The sequence below is a fragment of the Chitinolyticbacter meiyuanensis genome, from assembly GCF_008033135.1.
Lineage (GTDB): Bacteria > Pseudomonadota > Gammaproteobacteria > Burkholderiales > Chitinibacteraceae > Chitinolyticbacter > Chitinolyticbacter meiyuanensis.
This window is the reverse complement of record NZ_CP041335.1, coordinates 2,248,622-2,268,997: the sequence shown is the minus strand read 5'-3', so window position 1 is coordinate 2,268,997 and position 20,376 is coordinate 2,248,622. Positions and strand designations below refer to the sequence as shown.

General features: G+C 65.0%; 14 protein-coding genes. 4 read left to right on the top strand and 10 right to left on the bottom strand.

Annotated elements, in window-relative coordinates:
- Nucleotides 1-2: 2 nt before the first annotated feature.
- Genes cheB through FLM21_RS10835 form a run of 8 tightly spaced genes read right to left on the bottom strand, consistent with a single transcriptional unit; the run spans nt 3 to nt 6,971 of the window.
- On the bottom strand, nt 3-1,019 hold the full coding sequence (gene cheB / locus FLM21_RS10870; RefSeq protein WP_148715588.1) for a chemotaxis-specific protein-glutamate methyltransferase CheB: 1,017 nt from the start codon (nt 1,017-1,019) through the stop codon (nt 3-5).
- Complete coding sequence (cheD, locus tag FLM21_RS10865; RefSeq protein ID WP_148715587.1) at nt 1,019-1,621, bottom strand: chemoreceptor glutamine deamidase CheD; 603 nt, start codon at nt 1,619-1,621, stop codon at nt 1,019-1,021. The genes cheB and cheD overlap by 1 nt, the downstream gene beginning before the upstream one ends.
- A 17-nt stretch (nt 1,622-1,638) precedes the next feature.
- On the bottom strand, nt 1,639-3,303 hold the full coding sequence (locus FLM21_RS21520) for a methyl-accepting chemotaxis protein (RefSeq protein WP_148715586.1): 1,665 nt from the start codon (nt 3,301-3,303) through the stop codon (nt 1,639-1,641).
- Nucleotides 3,304-3,318: 15 nt separating this feature from the next.
- Complete coding sequence (locus FLM21_RS10855) at nt 3,319-3,780, bottom strand: chemotaxis protein CheW (protein ID WP_148715585.1); 462 nt, start codon at nt 3,778-3,780, stop codon at nt 3,319-3,321.
- Nucleotides 3,773-5,527 carry a chemotaxis protein CheA gene (locus tag FLM21_RS10850; RefSeq protein ID WP_148715584.1) on the bottom strand — a complete coding sequence of 585 codons (1,755 nt, stop codon included), beginning with the start codon at nt 5,525-5,527 and terminating at the stop codon, nt 3,773-3,775. The genes FLM21_RS10855 and FLM21_RS10850 overlap by 8 nt, the downstream gene beginning before the upstream one ends.
- A 15-nt stretch (nt 5,528-5,542) precedes the next feature.
- Complete coding sequence (locus FLM21_RS10845; RefSeq protein WP_148715583.1) at nt 5,543-5,905, bottom strand: response regulator; 363 nt, start codon at nt 5,903-5,905, stop codon at nt 5,543-5,545.
- Nucleotides 5,906-5,950: 45 nt separating this feature from the next.
- Complete coding sequence (locus tag FLM21_RS10840) at nt 5,951-6,385, bottom strand: hypothetical protein (RefSeq protein ID WP_148715582.1); 435 nt, start codon at nt 6,383-6,385, stop codon at nt 5,951-5,953.
- On the bottom strand, nt 6,378-6,971 hold the full coding sequence (locus FLM21_RS10835) for a response regulator (protein ID WP_148715581.1): 594 nt from the start codon (nt 6,969-6,971) through the stop codon (nt 6,378-6,380). The genes FLM21_RS10840 and FLM21_RS10835 overlap by 8 nt, the downstream gene beginning before the upstream one ends.
- A gap of 103 nt (nt 6,972-7,074) precedes the next feature.
- On the opposite strand from FLM21_RS10835, the gene FLM21_RS10830 reads away from it, so the two are divergent.
- Nucleotides 7,075-8,703, top strand: coding sequence for a diguanylate cyclase (locus FLM21_RS10830; protein ID WP_148715580.1), 1,629 nt, complete (start codon nt 7,075-7,077; stop codon nt 8,701-8,703).
- 45 nt (nt 8,704-8,748) lie between these two features.
- Here the strand turns inward: FLM21_RS10830 and FLM21_RS10825 are convergent, their stop codons facing one another.
- Complete coding sequence (locus FLM21_RS10825) at nt 8,749-12,321, bottom strand: EAL domain-containing protein (RefSeq protein WP_187359862.1); 3,573 nt, start codon at nt 12,319-12,321, stop codon at nt 8,749-8,751.
- Nucleotides 12,322-12,574: 253 nt separating this feature from the next.
- Between FLM21_RS10825 and acnA the strand changes: the two genes are divergently transcribed.
- Entirely contained in the window at nt 12,575-15,388 is a 2,814-nt protein-coding gene (gene acnA, locus FLM21_RS10820; RefSeq protein ID WP_148715579.1) for an aconitate hydratase AcnA, read from the top strand.
- 51 nt (nt 15,389-15,439) lie between these two features.
- Nucleotides 15,440-16,561: a PQQ-dependent sugar dehydrogenase gene (locus FLM21_RS10815; protein WP_148715578.1), complete on the top strand. Its 1,122-nt coding sequence runs from the start codon at nt 15,440-15,442 to the stop codon at nt 16,559-16,561.
- Between the two features lie 59 nt (nt 16,562-16,620).
- Here FLM21_RS10815 and FLM21_RS10810 read toward each other — a convergent pair whose 3' ends face one another.
- Nucleotides 16,621-17,061 carry a DUF4124 domain-containing protein gene (locus FLM21_RS10810; RefSeq protein WP_148715577.1) on the bottom strand — a complete coding sequence of 147 codons (441 nt, stop codon included), beginning with the start codon at nt 17,059-17,061 and terminating at the stop codon, nt 16,621-16,623.
- 258 nt (nt 17,062-17,319) lie between these two features.
- Here FLM21_RS10810 and FLM21_RS10805 point away from each other — a divergent pair, with 258 nt between their 5' ends.
- Entirely contained in the window at nt 17,320-20,367 is a 3,048-nt protein-coding gene (locus tag FLM21_RS10805; RefSeq protein ID WP_148715576.1) for a beta-galactosidase, read from the top strand.
- The last annotated feature ends 9 nt before the right edge of the window (nt 20,368-20,376 follow it).

Here is a 20,376-nt window from a genome sequence, read left to right as displayed (position 1 = left end):
GCTCAGCGCCTTGGCGCCAGCCGCCCCGCGATCTGGGTCAGCGGCAATATCTCGCAAGCGCCACCGCAATGCACCGCCTCCCCCGGCATGCCATAGACCACGCAGCTCGCTTCATCCTGAGCCACCGTGTAGCCACCGGCAGCGCGGATCGCTGCCATGCCGGCTGCGCCATCCTTGCCCATGCCGGTAAGCAGTGCCGCGCGCGCGGCCTTGCCCACTACCCGTGCCACAGCGTGGAACAACACGTCGACCGCCGGGCGATGGAACTGCACCCGCTCCTCGCTGGAGAGCGCCGCCACCAGCTGGCGCTGGCGCCGCGCCACCGCAAGATGCACGTCGCCCGGCGACAGGTAGGCATGCCCCGGCTGCAACGGCTGCCCTTCCTTGGCCAGCGCAACGACCAGGCCGCTATCCCGCTCCAGTCGCTTGGCAAAGGCCGGCACGAAGCGATCCGGCAAGTGCTGCACGATCAGCACTGGAGGCACGTCGCCGGGTAGCGCTCGCAGCACGCGCGCGATTGCTTCGGTGCCTCCGGTGGATGCCCCGAGCGCGATCACTTCGGCACGCCCCGCCAGCGGAGCCGGGGCCGGGGCCGGTTCGTCGGGTTCCGCACAGCCGAGCCGCGCGCCGGCGGCTGCACGCAAGGTGCCGGCAAGCTGCTCGGCGAAATTGAACAAGGCGTGCGGGTCAGCCTGTTCCGGCTTGGGTACGAAATCGACCGCGCCCAGTGCCAGCGCCTCCAGCACCACCTCGGCGCGATGGCGTGCAGCCGACGAAACCATTACCACCGGTAACGGGTGCAGCCGCATCAGTTTTTCCAGGAAGGCGATGCCATCCATGCCGGGCATTTCGACATCCAGCGTGAGCACATCGGGCTTGAGCGACTTGATCGCCGTGCGTGCCGCCTGCGCGCTCGATGCCTCGCCGACCACGAAGATGCCGGGCTGATCCTGCAGCAGCCTTGTCAGCAGGCCGCGATAGGCGGCCGAGTCGTCGACAATGAGCACGCGCGCCAGCATCAGAACAGGTCCACGTCGCCGCCGCGCGGCTTGGAAAGCGCGCGCGAGTAGGCGTTTTCGCGTTCGAACAGCGTCTGGTTCCCCAGCTGTTTGAGCCGCCGCACCAGCACACGGCCGGTGGCGGGAAAGAAATACAGCTTGCGCCCCTGCTGGCCGCGCAGGTCCTCGGCCAGTACGCGTATGCCTTCAGTGGCAAGGTAGTGCTGGACGAATTCGGCGTTGCGCTCGCCCACCCGCCAGCTGGCAATGCCCGCCACCACCGCGGCGGCGCCGAATACCTTGGCTTCCAGACGCGAGCGGCGGGCGCCCAGCTTCATCATCCGGTTGATCAGCAGTTCCATGGCGTTGGTGCCATATCGCGCGGGCGCACCAACCAGGCCATCCTCGCCATCGGGCAGCATGAAATGGTTCATGCCGCCCACCTTGGCCAGCGGATCGCGCAAACAGACCGCCACGCAGGAGCCCAGCACCGTAACCAACACCACGTTTTCCTGGGTGGCGAAGTAGTGCGATGGCAGCAGCTTGACCGCATCCAGCCCAAACCGGTGGTCGTGGTAACGACGCGGTTCCGTCGGCAATTCGGCGTCGCGCTGCTTGGCCATGGCCGCTCAGCCGCAGCTCAGAACTCGGCCCAGTCGTCGTCGCGCGGTGCGGACGGCCGGGGTATTTCAGCTGGGGCATCGTGCGTCTTGGCAGGCTCGGTGCTGCCCGCTGCCCGCCCGCTGCTGTCCGGCAGGCGGAAGCGCGCCACCGAATCGGCAAGGATGCGTGCCTGGCGCGCCAGCGATTCGCTCGCCGCCGTCACTTCTTCGACCAGCGCCGCATTCTGCTGGGTGACCTCGTCCATCTGCACCACGGTGGTGTTGATCTGGGCAATGCCGTTGCTCTGCTCGAACGTGGCATCGACGATGTCATTGGTCAGCACCGCCACCCGCTGCATCGATGACACCAGCTCGCGGATGGTGGCCACTGCCGCATCGACCTGGCGGTTGCCCCCTTCCACGCGCTCCACCGAGGCATTGATCAGCTGCTTGATCTCCTTGGCCGCCGCCGCCGAGCGTTGCGCCAACGTGCGCACTTCGCCGGCCACCACGGCAAAGCCTCGCCCCTGCTCGCCGGCACGTGCGGCTTCCACCGCTGCATTCAGCGCCAGGATATTGGTCTGGAAGGCGATGGCATCGATCACGCTGATGATGTCGACGATGCGACGCGAGCTTTCGGTGATCGCACCCATGGTGTTCTCCACCTGCTGCATCGATTCCCCGCCACGCTGGGTAACGGCGGCGGTGCCGTCCACCACCGTGCGCGTCTGCTTGGCGCTGTCGGCATTCTGCTTCACCGCCGAGGTCAGCTCCTCCATGCTGGATGCCGTTTCCTCCAGCGCGGCGGCCTGCTGTTCGGTTCGGCGCGACAGGTCGTTGTTGCCGATGGCGATTTCCTGCGCGCCCACATTGATGGTCTCGGCCACATGCTTGACCTGGGCAATCAGCCGCGCCAAACCATCCTGCATCTGCGACATGCTGTAGAGCAGGCTGCTTTCATCATCGGTACGCAGCTTGATGCGGTGGCTGAAATCGCCCTGGGCGATGCGGTGCACCACTTCCGATGCATAGCGCGGTTCGCCGCCGAGCTGGCGTGACAAGCCGCGAATGATGGCGTAGGCGACGACGAAGGACATGATCATGGCCAGCAGGCAGCCCAGCGTGAGCACCAGCTCGGTGGTCTGCTCCAACCGTCGCACGTCGGCACGGCGCCCCTGCAGCAACGACTGCTCGGTGGCGACGAATTCGGCGATCTGGCCACGGAACGCATCCATCATCCGCTTGCCCTGGCCTTCGCGCACCACGTTGTACTGCTCGGCGATCTTGACGGTATCGTTTCCAGCGGCAATACGGTGATCGATCAGCGTCTGCTCGAACGCAACGAACTCGTTGTGCTGCGCCAGCAGCTTCACCAGCCGCGCCTGCTGCGCCGGGTTGTCCGCGGTCAGCTTCTTGGCATTGGCCCAGTGACGCTGGAACTCGACCCGACCCAGCTGATACGGCCCGAGGAACTGGTCTTCGCCGGTGAGCAGGAAGCCACGCATGCCGGTCTGGATATTGAGCATCTGCTCCAGCAGGCCATTGCCCTCGTTGATCACCTCGTAGGTGTGCGAATCCCAGCGCATTGCCTCAGAGAGGCGCGATACGTTGATGTAGGCCACGGCGGCCAGCAACAGCAACAAGGCGACCACGGCGCCGAAACCTGCCGACAACTTCTGGGTGATGGTGAGCGAATTGAACATCGTCTTCTCCAGGAATCAGGCATCGAACAGCGCCATATCGGCGCTGAGCATCAAGTCTTCGATATCGAGCAGGATCACCATCTGGCCTTCATGGCCGGCGAGGCCACGCATATAGCGCAGGTCGATGGCTGAATTCATCTCCGGCACCGGGCGGATCGCATCGGGCGTCAGCCGGATCACGTCGGACACGCTGTCGACGACCACGCCCACCACCCGCCGCCCGACATTGAGCACGACGACGATGGTGTAGTCGTCATAGCGGGCCTCGCCGATGCCGAACTTCAACCGCAGATCGGCCAGCGGCACGATCTCGCCGCGCAGGTTCATCACGCCCTTGATGAAGGCCGGGGCGTGCGCGATCGGCGTGGCGCCATCAAAGGCACGGATCTCCTGGACGGCGAGAATATCGATGGCGTAGGTCTCCGGCCCCAGCGTGAACGTGAGGAATTCGGCGCCGGCCTGCGTCAGTTCAACCATGCATGGCTCCTGCGTGCTGTGCGGCGCCCCTGCTGGCGAGCCGCACCACTTCGGCAACATCGACGATCAGCGCCACCGCGCCGTCGCCCAATATGGTGGCGCCGGACAACCCCGGCACCTTGCGATAGTTCGCTTCCAGACTCTTCACCACCACCTGCCGGTCGCCCAGCAGTGCATCGACCCGCAGCCCGGCGCGCTCGCCGGCCGATTCCACCAGCACCACGATGCCGGCGTCGTCGCGCACCACCGTGCTGCCCAGCACTTCAGCCAGCTCGACCAGCGGCAGGTATTCGCCGCGCACCTCGACCACGGCGCCCTCGCCAGCCACCGAATGGCTGCGCGTTGTTTCCGGCAACAGTGATTCGGTCACGTGGTTGAGGGGCAGGATGTAGGTGGCGGGCCCCACCGTCACCGCCATGCCATCGACGATGGCCAGCGTCAGCGGCAGGCGGATGGTGAAACAGGTGCCGGCACCGGGGCGCGATTCCAGCTCGATGCGCCCACCGATCTCCTGCACGTTGCGCCTGACCACGTCCATGCCGACACCGCGGCCGGACACATCGGTCACCGCCTCGGCCGTGGAGAAACCCGGCAGGAAGACCAGTTGCCAGACCTCTTCGTCGCTCATCGCATCGTGTACCGGCAACCCCTGGGCGCGGGCCTTGGCCAGGATGCGCTCACGACTCAGCCCCGCACCGTCGTCCGATACGGCGACCACGATGTTGCCGCCCTGGCTTTGCGCAGTGATCACGATGTTGCCATCGGCCGGCTTGCCCGCCGCCGTGCGCACCGCGGGCCGCTCGATGCCATGGTCCAGGCAGTTGCGCACGATATGCATCAACGGATCGGCAATGTGCTCGATCACGCTGCGATCGAGTTCGGTGCCTTCGCCGTAGAGCGTCAGCGTCGCCGACTTGCCGAGCTTGGTAGCCAGATCGCGCACCAGCCGCGGCAGCCGGTTGAAGACAAAGGCAATCGGCATCATGCGGATACCGAGCACTGCCTCCTGCAATTGCCGGGTGTGGCGTTCCAGCAGGTCCACCGCCCGGTGCAGCCGCTCATGCACCGCCGGATCCAGTGGCTGGCTCGCTTCCTGCAGCATCGACTGGGTGATCACCAGCTCGCCGACCAGGTTGACGAGCTGGTCCACCCGTTCCACGCCAACCCGGATGGAGGTCTCGCTGCCGATCGGCGTGGGCGGCACCGGTGCCATGACCGCAGGCGCCGCGACCGGTGGCTGCGAATAGGCATCGTCGAAGAAGCCAAAGCCGGGGTCCTCTTCCGGCGCCGGCTCGGGCGCCGGGGCATCGAAAAAGCCGAACAGTTCGGCCGGCTCGGGCTCCGGCACGCGGCGGGCAGCCTGTTCGATCAATGCGTCAAGCCGCTGGCGAGTGGTACGAATCAGTTGGCTGTCACTGGGACGATAGGCGCGAGCATCGTCGAGCAGCACTTTCAGCACGTCATTCGCGTACAGCACCGCATCCGCGATTTCGCGGTCCATCGCCAGTTCGCCGCCGCGCACGGCACCAAGCAACGATTCGAGCGCGTGCGTGACTTCGGCCAGATCGGGAAAGCCGAAGGTGGCGCTGGCTCCCTTGATCGAATGGGCTGCACGGAATACCTGGTCCAGCTGCTCGCGGCCCGGATGGGCAGGATCGATCGCCAGCAGGCTGCGTTCGATGGCGGCGATATGGTCGGCCACCTCCTCGAAGAACACCTGGTGAAACTGGCTGATGTCGATCTGCATCTGCCGTCTACCCCGCTATGGCAGCACCCGGCGCACCACGTCGAGCAGGCGCACCGGGTCGAAAGGCTTGACCAGCCAGCCGGTGGCGCCGGCGGCACGACCGGCCGCCTTCATTTCATCGCCCGACTCGGTGGTCAGCATCAGGATGGGCACCTGCTGGTAACTCTGCAGTGCCCGCAGCGCACGAATCAGCGACAACCCGTCCATGCCCGGCATGTTCTGGTCCGTGAGCACCAGCTGGCATTGCTGGGCCTGCGCCTTGGCCAATCCCTCGTCGCCGTCGGCGGCGGAAATGACCGTATAGCCGGCCTGTTCCAGCGTGTAGGTCACCATCTGCCGTATCGACGGGGAATCATCCACCGACAAGATCGTCTTCACCGATCACTCCCTTGCCCGTATCCATACACGGGCGCATGCGTTTACTTAAAATAGCTCGATATCGCCGCCCGCAAGGTTGGTTTGTACCACCGTGCGATGCGACAGCATGTCGAAACGTTCTGCCAGCGGCGCCAGCGCGGCCGCGCGCGCGGGATCGGCCAGGATCACGGCCAGCTCGGCGAAGCCGGCGTGGCGTGCATCCAGCCGCATCAGCACCTGCCGCGCCAGGTCGTGGAACTGCAACGCCTGAATGGCCCGGGCGGCCTGTTGCTGCACCTCACCGCGCAATGCAGGCCAATCCTTCGCACTCGGCACATCACCCGATTCCGGCAACGTGGCGGTCAACGCCGCCAAGGCGTCGAACACCTCCCCCAGCCGCGCGATCGCGTCGTCGAGCAGCGCGGCCATCTGGGCCACGTCGTTGCGGGCGTGGCTGGTCTGCTCGGCGAGCAGGGTCGATGCATGGGCGAGTTCAGTCATGGGATGCCTTAAGCAGCAGCGCGTCGACAAAACCGCGCAGCCAATCGAAGGAAAGTGGTTTTTTCACCAGCGGCACACGGTCGGGCAAGCCGCCACGACGGGCGATCTCGGCATCGGACAAGGCCGTCACGATCACGATGGCGAGCGCAGCGTAGACCGGATCGGCACGCAGTCGCTGGATCATCTGGATGCCATCGACCGACGGTAGGTCGAGGTCGGTCAGTAGCAGGTTGGGCCGCCATTGCGCCACCGCCAGCAGCGCTTCCACGCCATCGCTGGCGGTCCGGACTTGGATTTCCTCCCCCCAGGCACCCACAGTCAGGCTATAGAGTTCTAAGAGGAGCGGATCATCCTCGACGATGAGCATGCGCAGCGTGCTGGCTTGAGGCACTGCCTCGCCAAGGCGCAACGAGCTCGCCAGGATGCGATGATGGCCGCCAGCAGTACGCCAGCCATGCAGCTTGCCCTGACGCAACCAGAGCTGCACCGTGCGCACCGATACGCCCAGCTGGCGCGCAGCCTGGGTCGTTGATAGCGTGGGGGCAGCCGGGTCCGCTTGCGGCTGTAGATATTCGCCTCTTCGCATATTGCGTATTTTATTCGCGTTTCTACGTATAACAAGGATTTTTACAGTTCAGCTATCATACTTACAAGTGCACTCGAGCGCGCAGAGATAGGCAGTCCGCACCATGAGCAATCCACGTTCCGAATACACGCAGCGACTGGCCGCCCTTCGTGAGCGTTTCGACGGCGAACTGCCTGGGCGGCTGCAGGCGCTTCAACAATCGTTGACGCAAGCCACCGATACGCCAGACGCCATGACGCTCGCCCTTCTCGGCAAGCAGGCCCACATGCTGGCTGGTACCGCCGCCTCTTTCGGCCACGCAGAATTGGCCCAAGTGCTGGCGCTGGTGGAGGCACTGGCGCTCGATGTAACCGACGCGCAGGATGCGCCGCGTATCGCGCAATTGCGGCAATTGGCGCCGAGGCTGGTGGTCACCGGCACGCCGGCGGCCGAGCCCCAGCAACTGCCGCCTGCGCCACGAACCCTTATCCAGAACCAGCTCGACGGCCAGCGGCTGCTGGTGATTGAGGACGAAACCAGCTATGCCGAGGAATTGCGGCTGCAGCTGGAGTATTTCGGCTATCGGGTGGATCTGCACCACGATGGCGATACGCTTGAGGCAGCGCTGCGCGCCGCACCGTATGACGCGGTGGTGCTCGATATGCGGCTGGGTGCGGACAAGCGCACCTCTGCCGAGATCGTGGCAGAGATGTCGCAGCAGCCACAGCTGCCGCCCATCGTGTTCATGTCGTACTACTCCGATTTCTTCACTCGGCTCGCCGCAGTGCGCGCCGGAGGCCGCAGCTATCTCGCCAAGCCGGTGGACGTGCCAACGCTGGTCGACACCATCGAGCAGATCACCGGGCGCGCCGCCGTCGAGGCGCTGCGGGTGATGATCGTCGACGATTCGCCGTCGTTGTCCGAGCTGCATGCAGCGCAATTGCAGGCGGGCGGCATGGTCACGCGGGTGATCAACGATCCGTTCGCCGTAGCCGGCGCGCTGCAGGAGTTCTTCCCCGACCTCGTGCTGCTCGACATCAACATGCCCGATTGCAATGGCATGGAGCTGGCCGCCGTGATCCGCCAGCAGGTGGAATACCTGAGCCTGCCCATCGTGTTCTGTTCGACCGAAGCGCGCATCCAGCCCTTGCTGCCGCAGATACTCGCCACCGGGGATGACTATCTGGTCAAGCCGCTGCAAGCCGATCTGCTGGTGGCCAAGGTGGCCGGCCTAGCCAGCCGCTATCGCGCGCTGCGCAGCATGATGACGCGCGACAGCCTGACTCAGTGCCTGAACCACACCCGCATCAAGGAGGCGGTGTCGCTGGAGCTGGAGCGGGCGCGCCGCGAGTCGGGCGCATTCTCCGTCGCCATGCTCGACATCGATCATTTCAAGGACATCAACGACAACTTCGGCCACCCGGTCGGGGATCGCGTGATCAAGAACTTGGCCCACCTGCTGCGGCAACGGCTGCGCAAGTCCGACCTGATCGGGCGCTATGGCGGCGAGGAATTCCTGGTGGTGCTGCCAGGTGCCGAGCCCGCTGCAGCCGCGCAACTGATGGAACAGATGCGCGTGTCGTTCGGCCTGCTGCGCCATCTGGACGGCGATCACGAACTGCATGCCACGTTCAGCTGCGGCATTGCCGGCTACCCCCAGTCGGCACAGCACGCCGAGGCGCTGATCGAACTCGCCGACAACGGCGTGTACGACGCCAAACGCGGCGGCCGCAACCGGATTGTCTGCCGCTAGCCTCGTTCCGCAGCCCGCCTCACTGCGCATCGCAGCGAGGCCCGTTTACAAGCTGCCCTGCTGTCGCAGCAGGTGATTGACCTGGTATTGGTGGAATGCTTCGCGCAGTTGCGTCTTCAGCTGCTCAGGTGCCCACGGCTTGATGATGTAGCGGAATACCGCCCCCTCGTTCACCGCCTGCAATACCGTATCGATATCGACGTAGCTGCTCATGGCGATGCGTACCACTTCCGGGTGCAGTTGGCGGACACGGATCAGGAAATCCGGGCTTTCGACGGCATAGAGCGCCGGATCGGCGATCAACACGCCGACCTGGTTGATGGCCAGCACGTTGAGCGCCGCCTCGACCGTGTCGACGTTGAGAATGTGATAACCCTCGTTCGCCAGCGCGCGCCATAGGTAGCTGTGCACGCGCAGATCCTTGTCGAGCACCAGCAAGGTATGCGGGTTCGGCTGGATCACCACCCGCGGCAGCAACATGCCGTCCTTGGACAGCAGTTGCTCACAGCTCGCCGGCGGCAGCGGCGGCGAGTAGTAATAGCCTTGGATCTCCTCACAGCCGGCCTGCGACAGGAAAGCAAGCTGCTCCACCGTTTCCACCCCTTCGGCAATGACGGTAATGCCAAGCGAGCGCGCCATGGCGATGATGGCCCGCGTCATCGACGCGTTGTCCGGATTGAGGTGGACATCGTCGACGAACATCTTGTCGATCTTCAACTGGTCGAACGGATAGCGCCGCAGGTAACCCAATGCTGAATAACCGGTACCGAAATCGTCGATCGACCACTTCACGCCACGTGCCTTGAGTTCCTGCATGATGGTGCGCGCCAGTTCGACGTTCTTCATCAGCAGCCCTTCGGTCACTTCGAGCTTGATGCGGCCCGGCGGGATGCCGTAGTGCGCCAGCCGCTCGCCGATATGGGCAACGATGCCATAGTCCTGCAAGCTGAAAGTCGAGATATTGATCGCCACCTCGCCGGGCTCGTAACCGGCGGCCAGCCACTGCGCCACCTGACGGAACACCCGCTCGATCACGTACTGGTCCAGTTCACGGATCAGCCCGGTTTCCTCGGCAAGCCGGATGAACTCCAGCGGCGACACCGGTTTGCCATCGAGCCGCCAGCGCACCAGCGCCTCGAACCCACACAGCATGGCGCTCTGCAGTTCCAGCTGCGGCTGGTAGTGCATCTCCAAGTCGCCCGCTGCCAGCGCATGCCGCAGCTCGCGCTCGAGGCTCACCCGGCGCTGCACCACGTCGTTCATCGGCAGCTCGAAGCGGCTGACCTGGCTCTTGCCGCGCTCCTTGGCGCGATACATCGCGGTATCGGCATTGCGCAGCAGTTCCTCGGCCAGCGCGCCATCGTCCGGATAGAAGCAATAGCCGATGCTGGTGCTGGCATAGACCTCGATCTGGCCAGGCAACTCAATCAGGCCGACGATGCAGTCGCTGATGCGCTGCAGTACGCCTTCCACCTCGTCGATGGTGCGCGCCTCCGGCAGCAACAACACGAATTCGTCGCCGCCCAGCCGCGCCAATGTGTCGAACTCGCGGATGCAGCTCTTGAGCTTGGCCGCGACTTCGATCAGCAGCATGTCGCCCACCGAGTGGCCCAGGCTGTCATTCACGTACTTGAAGTTGTCGAGATCGAGGAAGGCCAGCGCAAAGCGTTCCTGCTTGCGATTGGCAAGCACCGAGGCCTGATGGATGCGATCAAACAGCAGGTTGCGATTGGGCAGGCCGGTCAGCGTGTCGAAGTTGGCTTGGTGCTCCAGCTCTTCCTGGTAACGCTTGGCCTCGGTGATGTCGTTGAGCACGCCGACGAAGTGGGTGATGCGCCCCTGGGAATCGAGCGACGGCGCCACGTGCAGCTCGTTCCAGAACATCGAGCCGTCCTTGCGGTAATTGCGCAGCACCGCCTTGCCCTCGGTCCCGGTTTCCAGCGCTCGGCGGATGATGGCGAGTTCCGGTTGATCGAAGTCCTGCCCCTGCAGGAAGCGGCAGTTGCGGCCGATCGCCATGTCGCGCGGATAGCCGGTGATACGCTCGAAGGCCTGATTGACGTAGATGATGGGCTGCTCAGGCAGCCGATAGTCGGCGATCACAATGGCGTTGACGCTGGCCTCGATCGCCCGGTCGCGCACGCGCAGCGCCTGATCAATCACCCGCTGGGCGGTGATGTCCTGCGCCACCACGATGCCGCCATGGATATGCCGGCCGCCCTGGGCCATCGGCACCACCGAATAGAGCAAGGTGCGCGGCTCGCCACGATCGCCATCCTGCACCGCCACCGCATTGATGGTCGGTTCGCCGGACTTCAGCGTATGGCGCAAGGCGCGTTGCACGGTCGGCTCGGCCGCTGTCGCCGGCGGATGCTTCACGGACAGTGGAAATGGCGTGCGGTCGGGCCAGATCTTCAGCGCTTCCGGATTGTGCAGCAGCACCTCGCCCTTGCCGGTGGTCACCCACACGCCCAGCGGCAAGGCATCGAGCACGCTGACGAGTAGTGCTTCGCTCTGCCGCAAGGCCGATTCGGCACGCTGGCGCTCGGCCACCTCCACGCGCAGCGCGGCGGTACGCTCCTCGACCAGCACCTCCAGCTGGCGGAAGAAGCGCGCCCGGGCGAGATTGATCGCGAACTGTTGACCGATCGATGTCAGCGTGGCGAGCTCGTTGTCGGGCCAGACTGCGCCGTCATCACGCACCACGTTGAGCAGGCCCAGCAGCTCGTTGCCCAGCCGCAATGGAATGCACGCGTGCAAGCCCTCGCCGCCAAGCGCCGCGCATTCGGCCACGTTGAACGCGTTCGCCAAGCCGTCCTGGCTGCTGCCATGCACGCATGGGCAGGCACGGGTATCGCCGAACTGCTCGGTACGCACGATGCCGCGCGCACCGGCACAGCGATAGCCATCGCCGGCATCCAGCAGCAGCCATGCGCCGGAACAGCCGGGGAAGCCGAGCAGGCTGGTTAGCGCCTTGTCGATCACTTCCGCTTCGCTTTGCTGATCGGTGAGGCCGGCCGAGAAATGGAACAAGGTATCGAGCAGGCGATGCGACTGCGTGAGCTCCACATGCTTGCTGCGCAGCTGGGTGTTGAGCTGGATGCCCTGCTCATAGGTCGAGATCAGCAGATCGAGAATCTGCTGGCGTGCCGCGGTGATGAAGTGCCGTTCGCCACCCAGCACCACCTCCACGCCGAGATTAAAGCGGCCGTGCTGACGCACCTCCAGGTTGGCGAGGAAGTACCGGATACGCGAGATCAGGTACTTGTCGTCGTAGGGCTTGAGGATGAAGTTGTCGGCACCACACGCCAAGCCGCGAACCACGTCGCGCGCATCGGAAAGATTGGTGACAAGGATGATGGGGATGTCGTGGGTGGCCGGGTTCTGTTTCAGGATGCGACAGAGCTCGTAGCCGTCCATCTCCGGCATGACCACGTCGCTGACGATCAGCGTGGGCGCCCGCTCCGCAACATGCTCCAGCGCCTCCCGGCCGTTGCTGGCCACACGGACCTCGCAGCCATGGGTTTCCAGCAAGCCCTTGAGCAGCATGGCCTGGCTGCTGCTGTCTTCCACGATCAGGATATCGATGCCGTTGAGCATCCAGCGAATCTCCGTCATACCCGCAGCGGGTCGAATATGGCAGGGTGCACTGATACCCCCGCCTTGTAATCAGTAAGAATTGCACTCGGCTATGCCGATCTATGCTTTATAAAAACTGACCGGTATCCAATGCGAGTCTGGCTTTCGTTCCAGCGGCTGAACGGCAGTCAACACGGTATGCAAACTGCGTATATCGCCGTCGCCCTCGCCTCACGCGAACCCTGGATGTCTTCCCGGGTCGCACCTCCGACACCCTAACAAGGAGTGCACCATGCCGATCACACCGCACACGCTGCGCCGCCAGCTTCCCTCTCCCAGCGGCTCCTCGCTGGACTACTACAGCCTGCCGGCGCTGGAGGAGGCGGGCGTCGGCCCGGTATCGCGCCTGCCGGTGTCGATCCGGCTGGTACTCGAAGCCGTGTTGCGGCATTGCGATGGCATCCGGGTGACCGAGGAACACGTGCGCCAGCTTGCCAACTGGTCACCCAAGGCAACGCGTGTCGATGAGATCCCGTTCACCGTGGCGCGGGTGGTGCTGCAGGATTTCACGGGCGTGCCACTGCTGGCGGATCTGGCCGCCATGCGCAGCGCCGCCGCGGCACTGGGGCGCGATCCCACGCTGATCGAGCCACTGGTGCCGGTAGACCTCGTCGTCGATCACTCGGTGCAGGTGGACGTATTCGGCACGCCGGATGCGCTACGCCGCAATATGGAGCTGGAGTTCCAGCGCAACCACGAGCGCTACCAGTTCATGAAATGGGGCATGCAGGCGTTCGACACCTTCAAGGTGGTGCCGCCGGGCATCGGCATCGTCCACCAGGTGAACCTGGAATACCTGTTCCGCGGCGTGCAGGTGAAGGACGGCGTGGTCTATCCGGATACCTTGGTTGGTACCGACAGCCACACCACGATGATCAACGGCGTGGGCGTGGTCGGCTGGGGCGTGGGCGGCATCGAGGCCGAGGCGGCCATGCTGGGCCAGCCGGTGTATTTCCTCACGCCCGACGTGGTCGGCGTCGAGCTCACCGGCAAGCTGCGCGAAGGCGTGACCGCCACCGACCTGGTGCTGACCGTGACCGAGCTGCTGCGCCACGAAAAGGTGGTCGGCCAGTTCGTCGAATTCTTCGGGACCGGCACCGCCAGCCTCACCGTCACCGATCGCGCCACCATCGCCAACATGGCCCCGGAATATGGCGCCACCATGGGTTTCTTCCCGGTGGATGAAAAAACCCTCGCCTATCTGCGCGGCACCGGGCGCACCGATGAGGAAATCGCGCTGTTCGAAGCCTACTTCAAGGCGCAGCAGCTGTTCGGCGTGCCGCTTGCCGGCGAGATCGACTACAGCCGCACCCTCAAGCTCGATCTCGACAGCATCGTGCCCAGCCTTGCCGGCCCGAAGCGGCCACAGGATCGCATCGTGCTGTCGGACATGAGAAAGAACTTCGAGACGCTGTTCTGTGCCGCGCCGGCCAAGAATGGCTTCGGCAAGGATGCAGCCACGCTGACCGAGCGCGTGACGGTGGGCTACACGGCAGAACAGCCACGCCAGGAGGTGAAGCAGAGCGCACCAGCCGGCGCCCCCCGCCACGAGCGCGAAATGGTGGACAACCGCCCGACGCCGGACCAGATCGACACTGGCCACGATGCAGGGGTGGATCTGGGCCACGGCGATGTGCTGATTGCCGCCATCACCAGTTGCACCAACACCTCCAACCCCGGCGTGCTGCTGGCGGCGGGCCTCCTGGCCAAGAAAGCGGTCGCGCGTGGCCTTGCGGTGCGGCCGCATATCAAGACCAGCCTCGCGCCAGGCTCTCGCGTGGTCACCGATTACCTGGAAAAGACCGGCCTATTGCAACCATTGGCCCAGCTCGGCTTTGCACTGGCTGGCTACGGCTGCACCACCTGTATTGGCAACGCCGGCGATCTGACGCCCGAGCTGAATGAGGCCATCGTCCAGCACGACGTGATCGCCGCAGCGGTGCTGTCTGGCAACCGCAACTTCGAGGCGCGCATCCACCCGAACATCCGCGCCAACTTCCTGGCGAGCCCACCGCTGGTGGTCGCCTTCGCCATCGCCGGTCGCGCCAATATCGACCTCACCACCGAGCCGCTCGGCAATGGCAAGGACGGCACGCCGGTCTATCTGCGCGACATCTGGCCGAGCACCGATGAGATCGCCGCGCTGCTGCCGTTTGCGCTCGATCCAGCCACTTTCCGCGAACGCTATCGGGATTTCACCCGCGATCTCGATCTGTGGAACGCCATTCCCGCTCCCACCGGCGACGTGTATTCCTGGCCCGATTCCACCTATATCGCCCAGCCGCCGTTCTTCGAGGCATTCAGCCACGAGCTAGGCACCATTCCGCAGATCCAGGCAGCCCGCGCGTTGCTGATCCTCGGCGACTCGGTCACCACCGACCATATCAGCCCGGCCGGGGCCTTCGGCGAAAAGACACCCGCAGGGCAGTACCTGATCGCCCATGGCGTGGGCCGGCAGGACTTCAACAGCTACGGCAGCCGCCGCGGCAACCACGACATCATGATCCGCGGCACCTTCGCCAATGTGCGGGTGAAGAACCTGATGCTGCCGCCCAAAGCGGATGGCAGCCGGATCGAGGGCGGCTACACGCTGCTCGATGGCGTGCAGACCACCGTGTTCGAGGCAGCCCAGGCCTGGCAGGCGCGTGGGGTGTCCACCATCGTATTCGCCGGCGAGGAGTACGGCACCGGCTCCAGCCGCGACTGGGCGGCCAAGGGCACCATGCTGCTCGGCGTGAAGGCGGTGATCGCCAGAAGCTTTGAGCGGATCCATCGCTCCAATCTGGTCGGCATGGGCGTGCTGCCATTGCAGTTCCTCGGCAAGGACAGCCACGAAAGCCTCAAGCTGAACGGTGAGGAAACCTTCGATATCGTCGGCGTCGAAACGGGCTTGCGGCCGCAACAGGACCTGACGCTGCGTATCCACCGTGCCGACGGCAGCACGCAGGATGTGACGGTACGTTCGCGCATCGATACGCCGATCGAGGTCGAGTACTACCGGCATGGCGGCATCCTGCCCTACGTGCTGCGCGGCCTGCTTGGCTAGCGCGCTGGTCCCGGAGAATGGCGCCGCAATAATCCACTTCCTTGGAGGAACATGATGTTGCGTCTGTTCGCAGTGCTGCTGCTCGCCACCACGACTTGGGCCTATGCCGGTCTGCCGCCGACGGTGAACCGGGGCTACACCACCGAGACGGTAGTCAGCGGACTGGAGCATCCGTGGAGCCTCGCCTTCCTGCCTGATGGCCGGATGCTGGTGACCGAACGCCCGGGGCGGCTGCGGCTGGTCGGCGCGGATGGCAAGTTGTCCGCGCCGATTGCCGGCGTGCCGCAGGTCTACGCCAGCGGCCAGGGCGGCCTGCTCGATGTAGCGCTCGATCACGCCTTCGCCCGAAATCGCCTCGTCTACCTGAGCTATGCCGAGCCGGGCGACAACAACCTCGCCGGCACCGCAGTGGCCAGGGCGAAGCTGGTGGAAGCCGGCGGCACGACACGACTGGAAGCGCTGACGGTGATCCTGCGGCAGCAACCAAAGACGGTGGGCGGCGCCCACTTTGGCAGCCGACTGGCGTTTGCGCGCGACGGCAGGTTGTTCGTCACCATGGGCGAGCGCTACCAGCGCGATCGCGCCCAGGAACTTGATGCCAGCTTCGGCAAGGTGCTACGCATCGAGGCAGATGGGCGCATCCCGGCAGACAACCCCTTCGTCAACCGCAAAGGTGCGCTGCCTCAGATCTGGAGCTACGGCCATCGCAATCCGCAATCTGCAGCCGTCCATCCCGGTAGCGGCGCGTTGTGGACCATCGAGCATGGGGCACGCGGCGGTGATGAGATCAACCTGCCGCAAGCAGGGCGCAACTATGGCTGGCCGGTGATCACCTATGGTCGCGATTATTCCGGCCTCTCCATTGGCGACGGCACCGCCAAGGCCGGCATGGAGCAACCGCTGTACTACTGGGATCCGTCGATCGCCCCCTCAGGAATGACCTTCTATACCGGCAACCGCTATCCAGGCTGGCAGGGCAGCCTGCTGGTCGGCGCACTCAAGGAACAGCTGCTGGTGCGCTTGTCACTGCAGGGGAACCGGGTGCTTGCGGAGGAGCGGCTGCTGCCCGATCTCAAGCAACGGGTGCGCGACGTACGCCAGGGGCCGGATGGCTGGGTCTATCTGCTGACCGACGAGGACGACGGTCGGGTGCTGCGGGTGAAGCCGCGCTGAAGCTAGAAAAGCAACACGCCCGCAGAAGCGGGCGTGCATTGCGCTGATATCGAAGCCGCTCAGGGGCAGAACTTCTTCAAATCTTCCTCATTCTTGGCGAGTTCCTGCTTGCGGCGCTCGGCCTCCATGAACTCGACCTCGCCCTTCTCGTTGATTGCCTTGTAGATCTTGTTGTTCTTGAGGAAAGCATTGCGCTTCACCGCGGCCTCGCAAGCGGCCGGATCCTTCTGCGCGGCGGCCGGATCGGCCTTGGCGGCTTCAGCCGGCTTGGCCGCCTCGGCAGGCTTCTCACCGGCAGCAGCCGGTGCCGCGGTCTTGCGATCGGCCGGCAACGAGCTGACCGGCAGCTCCTTGGTGTTGATCACCTTGGCCTTCTTCTGGTCCGGCGGTGGTGTATCGGAATAATGGATGCGGCCATCTGCATCCTTCCACTTGTAGATTTCGGCACTGGCCGTGGCTGCAAGACAGCACAACGACAAGATCAGCATCGTTCTTTTCATCGTTTTCCCCTGATCATTAGGTCAACGGCCTAGCCGTTATTTCTTGTCCATACTAAAAGCCGCCCGCGATGCATGACAAGCCAGCCCCGCCGGGTCGGACATCATTAACGCAGGCAATGTTAAGCCAAGCTGTAGCGCGTGTATCGCGGCAATGCAAGCCCGAGTAGCACTTACAGACGGCCCATCAGCGCTCCCTTACATTATCGGGGCGGATGGGCGCCGTCCATACGCACGGCAATCTGCCCAAAGGAGCCTCCCATGCGGTTGATCGCCTGGTACGACCCCCGCCTGCCCGGCCCGGCCTTGCCGGCCACTGCCCTTGTCGAACTGCAGCGCATCGCTGCGGTGTGCGATGGCGACAGCCTCGCTGCGCAATTGTCTGCAAGCGCCCTGCCCGCCACGCTGATCCTGGTCAGTGGCAACCATGTGCCGCGCGTTGCGTGGCAAGCGATCCTCGCCTTCCTCGAGCGCGGCGGCGGCCTGGTGGTGCTGGGCGATGCGCCACTGATGCACCCATGGCCTGCCGAGCCCGGTCAGCCCGAACAACTGGCCTATTTGCGCGAGCTGCATATCCACGAGGCGCTGCCTGTGCCCAGCAACGACTGGCAGCAGCTCATTGCCTCGCCCGCGCTACCGTGGCTGAACGATACGCTGGCCTGCCTGAGCCGTGCGCCGACCCGGGGCTTCGTGCTGCGCCCGACCACCAGCAGCGATCATCCGGCCGAGTCGGGCTCTGCCGGACCGATCGATGCCGTGATCCAGCCATTGGTGATTGCCGAGGATGCGGCCGGCCGGCCAGTCGCAGCACCGGTGGTGTTGCTGGAAACACTGCGAGGCCGCCATGCCGGCGGACGCTGGATTTTCATCAACCAGCGCGCCGATGCCAGCTTCTGGGAACGGGGCGGCATGCGACTGCTGCAGGATTGTGCTGCGCGCGCGGCGGCCGGTGTCACCGAGCTGCGACTGCAACCCGATCTCGCCTGCTGGCAACCGGGCGACAAGCCGTCGTTGATCCTTACGGCAGAGCAGCTGGGCGCGGCCCGCCCGGCCGAACCATGGCAGCTTGAGCTGATGGTGTCGCGCGATGGCGCGCCACTTGCGCAACTGCAGCAGACCGTAACGGTCGACCGCTACCCGCAGCGCATCGCCCTGCCGCTCGATCTGGTGATCGAGCCTGGCCTCTATGTCGTGACCGCAACGCTGCGCTGCGGCGACGAGGTCCGGCAACTGCGCCAGGGCTTCTGGGGCATGGATCGCCCACTGCTGGCCCGGGGCGAACGCCTTGGCGTCGGCCCGGATTATTTCGAGCGTACTGGCGCACCGCAGCCCATCGTCGGCATGACCTATATGGCGCCGACGGTGCATCGCAAATTCCTGCAGTTGCCCAACGTGGCCGACTGGGATGCCGATTTCGCCGCGTTTGCCGCCGGTGGCGTCAACCTGATCCGCACCGGCATCTGGACCGGCTGGCGCCAGGCCATGTTCATCGACGGCGAGCCGAGCGAGCCGTTGCTGCGCGCCATCGATGCCTTCCTGCTCACCGCGGCCCGCCATGGCCTGGAAGTGACCTTCACCTTCTTCGCCTTCACGCCGGAATGCTGGGAAGGCGGCAACCCCTATCTCGACCCGCGCGCGCGCGCGGCGCAGAAGCGGTTGATCGCCGCCATCGTGCGGCGCCACGCCAGCAGCACGCACGTGCACTGGGATTTGATCAACGAGCCCTCGATGTTCGATCCCAAGCGAGTGTTCGAGGGGCCGCGCAGCCATGGCGACGCCCATGAAGCCGCCGCTTTCCGCGCCTGGCTGCAGGAGCGCCATGGCGACATCGCCCTGCTGGCACCGCTGTGGGACGTCAGCAACGCGGTGCTGCCCGATTGGTCGGCGGTGCACCCGCCGGAGCCGACCGAAGTCGGTTTCAACACCACCGAGATCGCGGTGAAGGGCCACGGCATCTGGCTCGACTACACCTTGTTCAGCCAGGCCGCCTTCGCCGGCTGGGCACGCGAGATGGCCGATTTCATCCGCCACTTGGCACCCGGCGCCCTCGTCACCGTGGGCCAGGACGAAGCATTGGGCCTGCAACGCCCGGCCAACGCCTTCTTTGCCAGCGCGATCGACTACACCAACAACCACAGCTGGTGGCTGAACGACGCGCTGCTGTGGGACACGTTGTTCGCCAAGGTGCCGGGCAAGCCGATGCTGGTACAGGAAACCGGCATCATGCATGTGGAGGCCCCCACCGGCCGCAGCAAACGCAGCGAAGTGGAACTGGCACACCTGCTGGAACGCAAATACGCCTACGCCTTCGCTGGCGGCGGTGCCGGCGCGGTCCAGTGGATCTGGCAGATCAACTACCACATGGACAACCTCAACGAATCGCACATCGGTGCCTTGCGCGCCGATGGCACGCACAAGCCCGAGGCCGCGGTGACCTGGGCCTTCGGCGCGTTCTTTGCCCAGGTGGGCAGCCTGCTGCGCGAGCGACGCCAGGCGAGCGTGGCCGTGGTCTACCCCTACAGCAACGACTACGGCAACCGTCGCTTCGCAGTGGAAGCGACGCAACGCGCTACGCGGGCGTTGGCCTACGAGCTCAAGCAGCCGTTCGCCAGCATCGGCGAATACCAGCTCGACGACCTGGCCACGCTGGCGCCGCAGCTGATCATCCTGCCAAGCCCGCATGCGCTTGCCGAGATTGCCTGGGCCAAGCTCTCCGACTACGTGTTCCACAGCGGTGCCACGCTGCTGGTGACTGGCCCGCTGTCGCTGAACGAATACTGGCATACGGCAGCGCGCGCACCATTTGGCGCCACGCTGACCGCCAATCTTGCGCGCGAGGAACGGCTCGACATCGCAGGCACCCGCTACTGGCTGTCCTTCGGCGGCGACAAGACGGCCCGGCTCGCCAAGGAGATCGTCGAAGCCGAGCCCGCCGCCCGCTTCATGCGCAAACCGCATGGCAGCGGCACGCTGCTGTGGTGCCCGCTGCCGGCGGAGATGAACGATCGCGTCGAACCGGTGGCTGCGCTGTACGACCACGCATTGCACGTTTCCGGCATCACCCCACCCTTGCTGTGGCACAGCGGACGTCAGTCCGGCATCTACATCGAGAAGCAGACCATGGCCGAGGGCGCGCTGTGGGTACTGGTGTCCGAAGCGGGCGAGGATGAGGCACTCGATTTCACCGACCACGCCAGCGAACGACGCTATCGGTTGACCCTGCCCGCGGGGCGCGCGCTGCTGTTTGCCACCGATGGCGCCGGCGAGCTCGTCGCCACGCTGAACGATCATCCTGTTGCCGTCAGTTGAATACACAGG

Coding starts and splice junctions, on each gene's coding strand:
- cheB (WP_148715588.1), bottom strand. CDS start 1,019: ATGCTGGCGCGCGTGCTCATTGTCGACGACTCGGCCGCCTATCGCGGC.
- cheD (WP_148715587.1), bottom strand. CDS start 1,621: ATGGCCAAGCAGCGCGACGCCGAATTGCCGACGGAACCGCGTCGTTAC.
- FLM21_RS21520 (WP_148715586.1), bottom strand. CDS start 3,303: ATGTTCAATTCGCTCACCATCACCCAGAAGTTGTCGGCAGGTTTCGGC.
- FLM21_RS10855 (WP_148715585.1), bottom strand. CDS start 3,780: ATGGTTGAACTGACGCAGGCCGGCGCCGAATTCCTCACGTTCACGCTG.
- FLM21_RS10850 (WP_148715584.1), bottom strand. CDS start 5,527: ATGCAGATCGACATCAGCCAGTTTCACCAGGTGTTCTTCGAGGAGGTG.
- FLM21_RS10840 (WP_148715582.1), bottom strand. CDS start 6,385: ATGACTGAACTCGCCCATGCATCGACCCTGCTCGCCGAGCAGACCAGC.
- FLM21_RS10835 (WP_148715581.1), bottom strand. CDS start 6,971: ATGCGAAGAGGCGAATATCTACAGCCGCAAGCGGACCCGGCTGCCCCC.
- FLM21_RS10830 (WP_148715580.1), top strand. CDS start 7,075: ATGAGCAATCCACGTTCCGAATACACGCAGCGACTGGCCGCCCTTCGT.
- FLM21_RS10825 (WP_187359862.1), bottom strand. CDS start 12,321: ATGACGGAGATTCGCTGGATGCTCAACGGCATCGATATCCTGATCGTG.
- acnA (WP_148715579.1), top strand. CDS start 12,575: ATGCCGATCACACCGCACACGCTGCGCCGCCAGCTTCCCTCTCCCAGC.
- FLM21_RS10815 (WP_148715578.1), top strand. CDS start 15,440: ATGATGTTGCGTCTGTTCGCAGTGCTGCTGCTCGCCACCACGACTTGG.
- FLM21_RS10810 (WP_148715577.1), bottom strand. CDS start 17,061: ATGAAAAGAACGATGCTGATCTTGTCGTTGTGCTGTCTTGCAGCCACG.
- FLM21_RS10805 (WP_148715576.1), top strand. CDS start 17,320: ATGCGGTTGATCGCCTGGTACGACCCCCGCCTGCCCGGCCCGGCCTTG.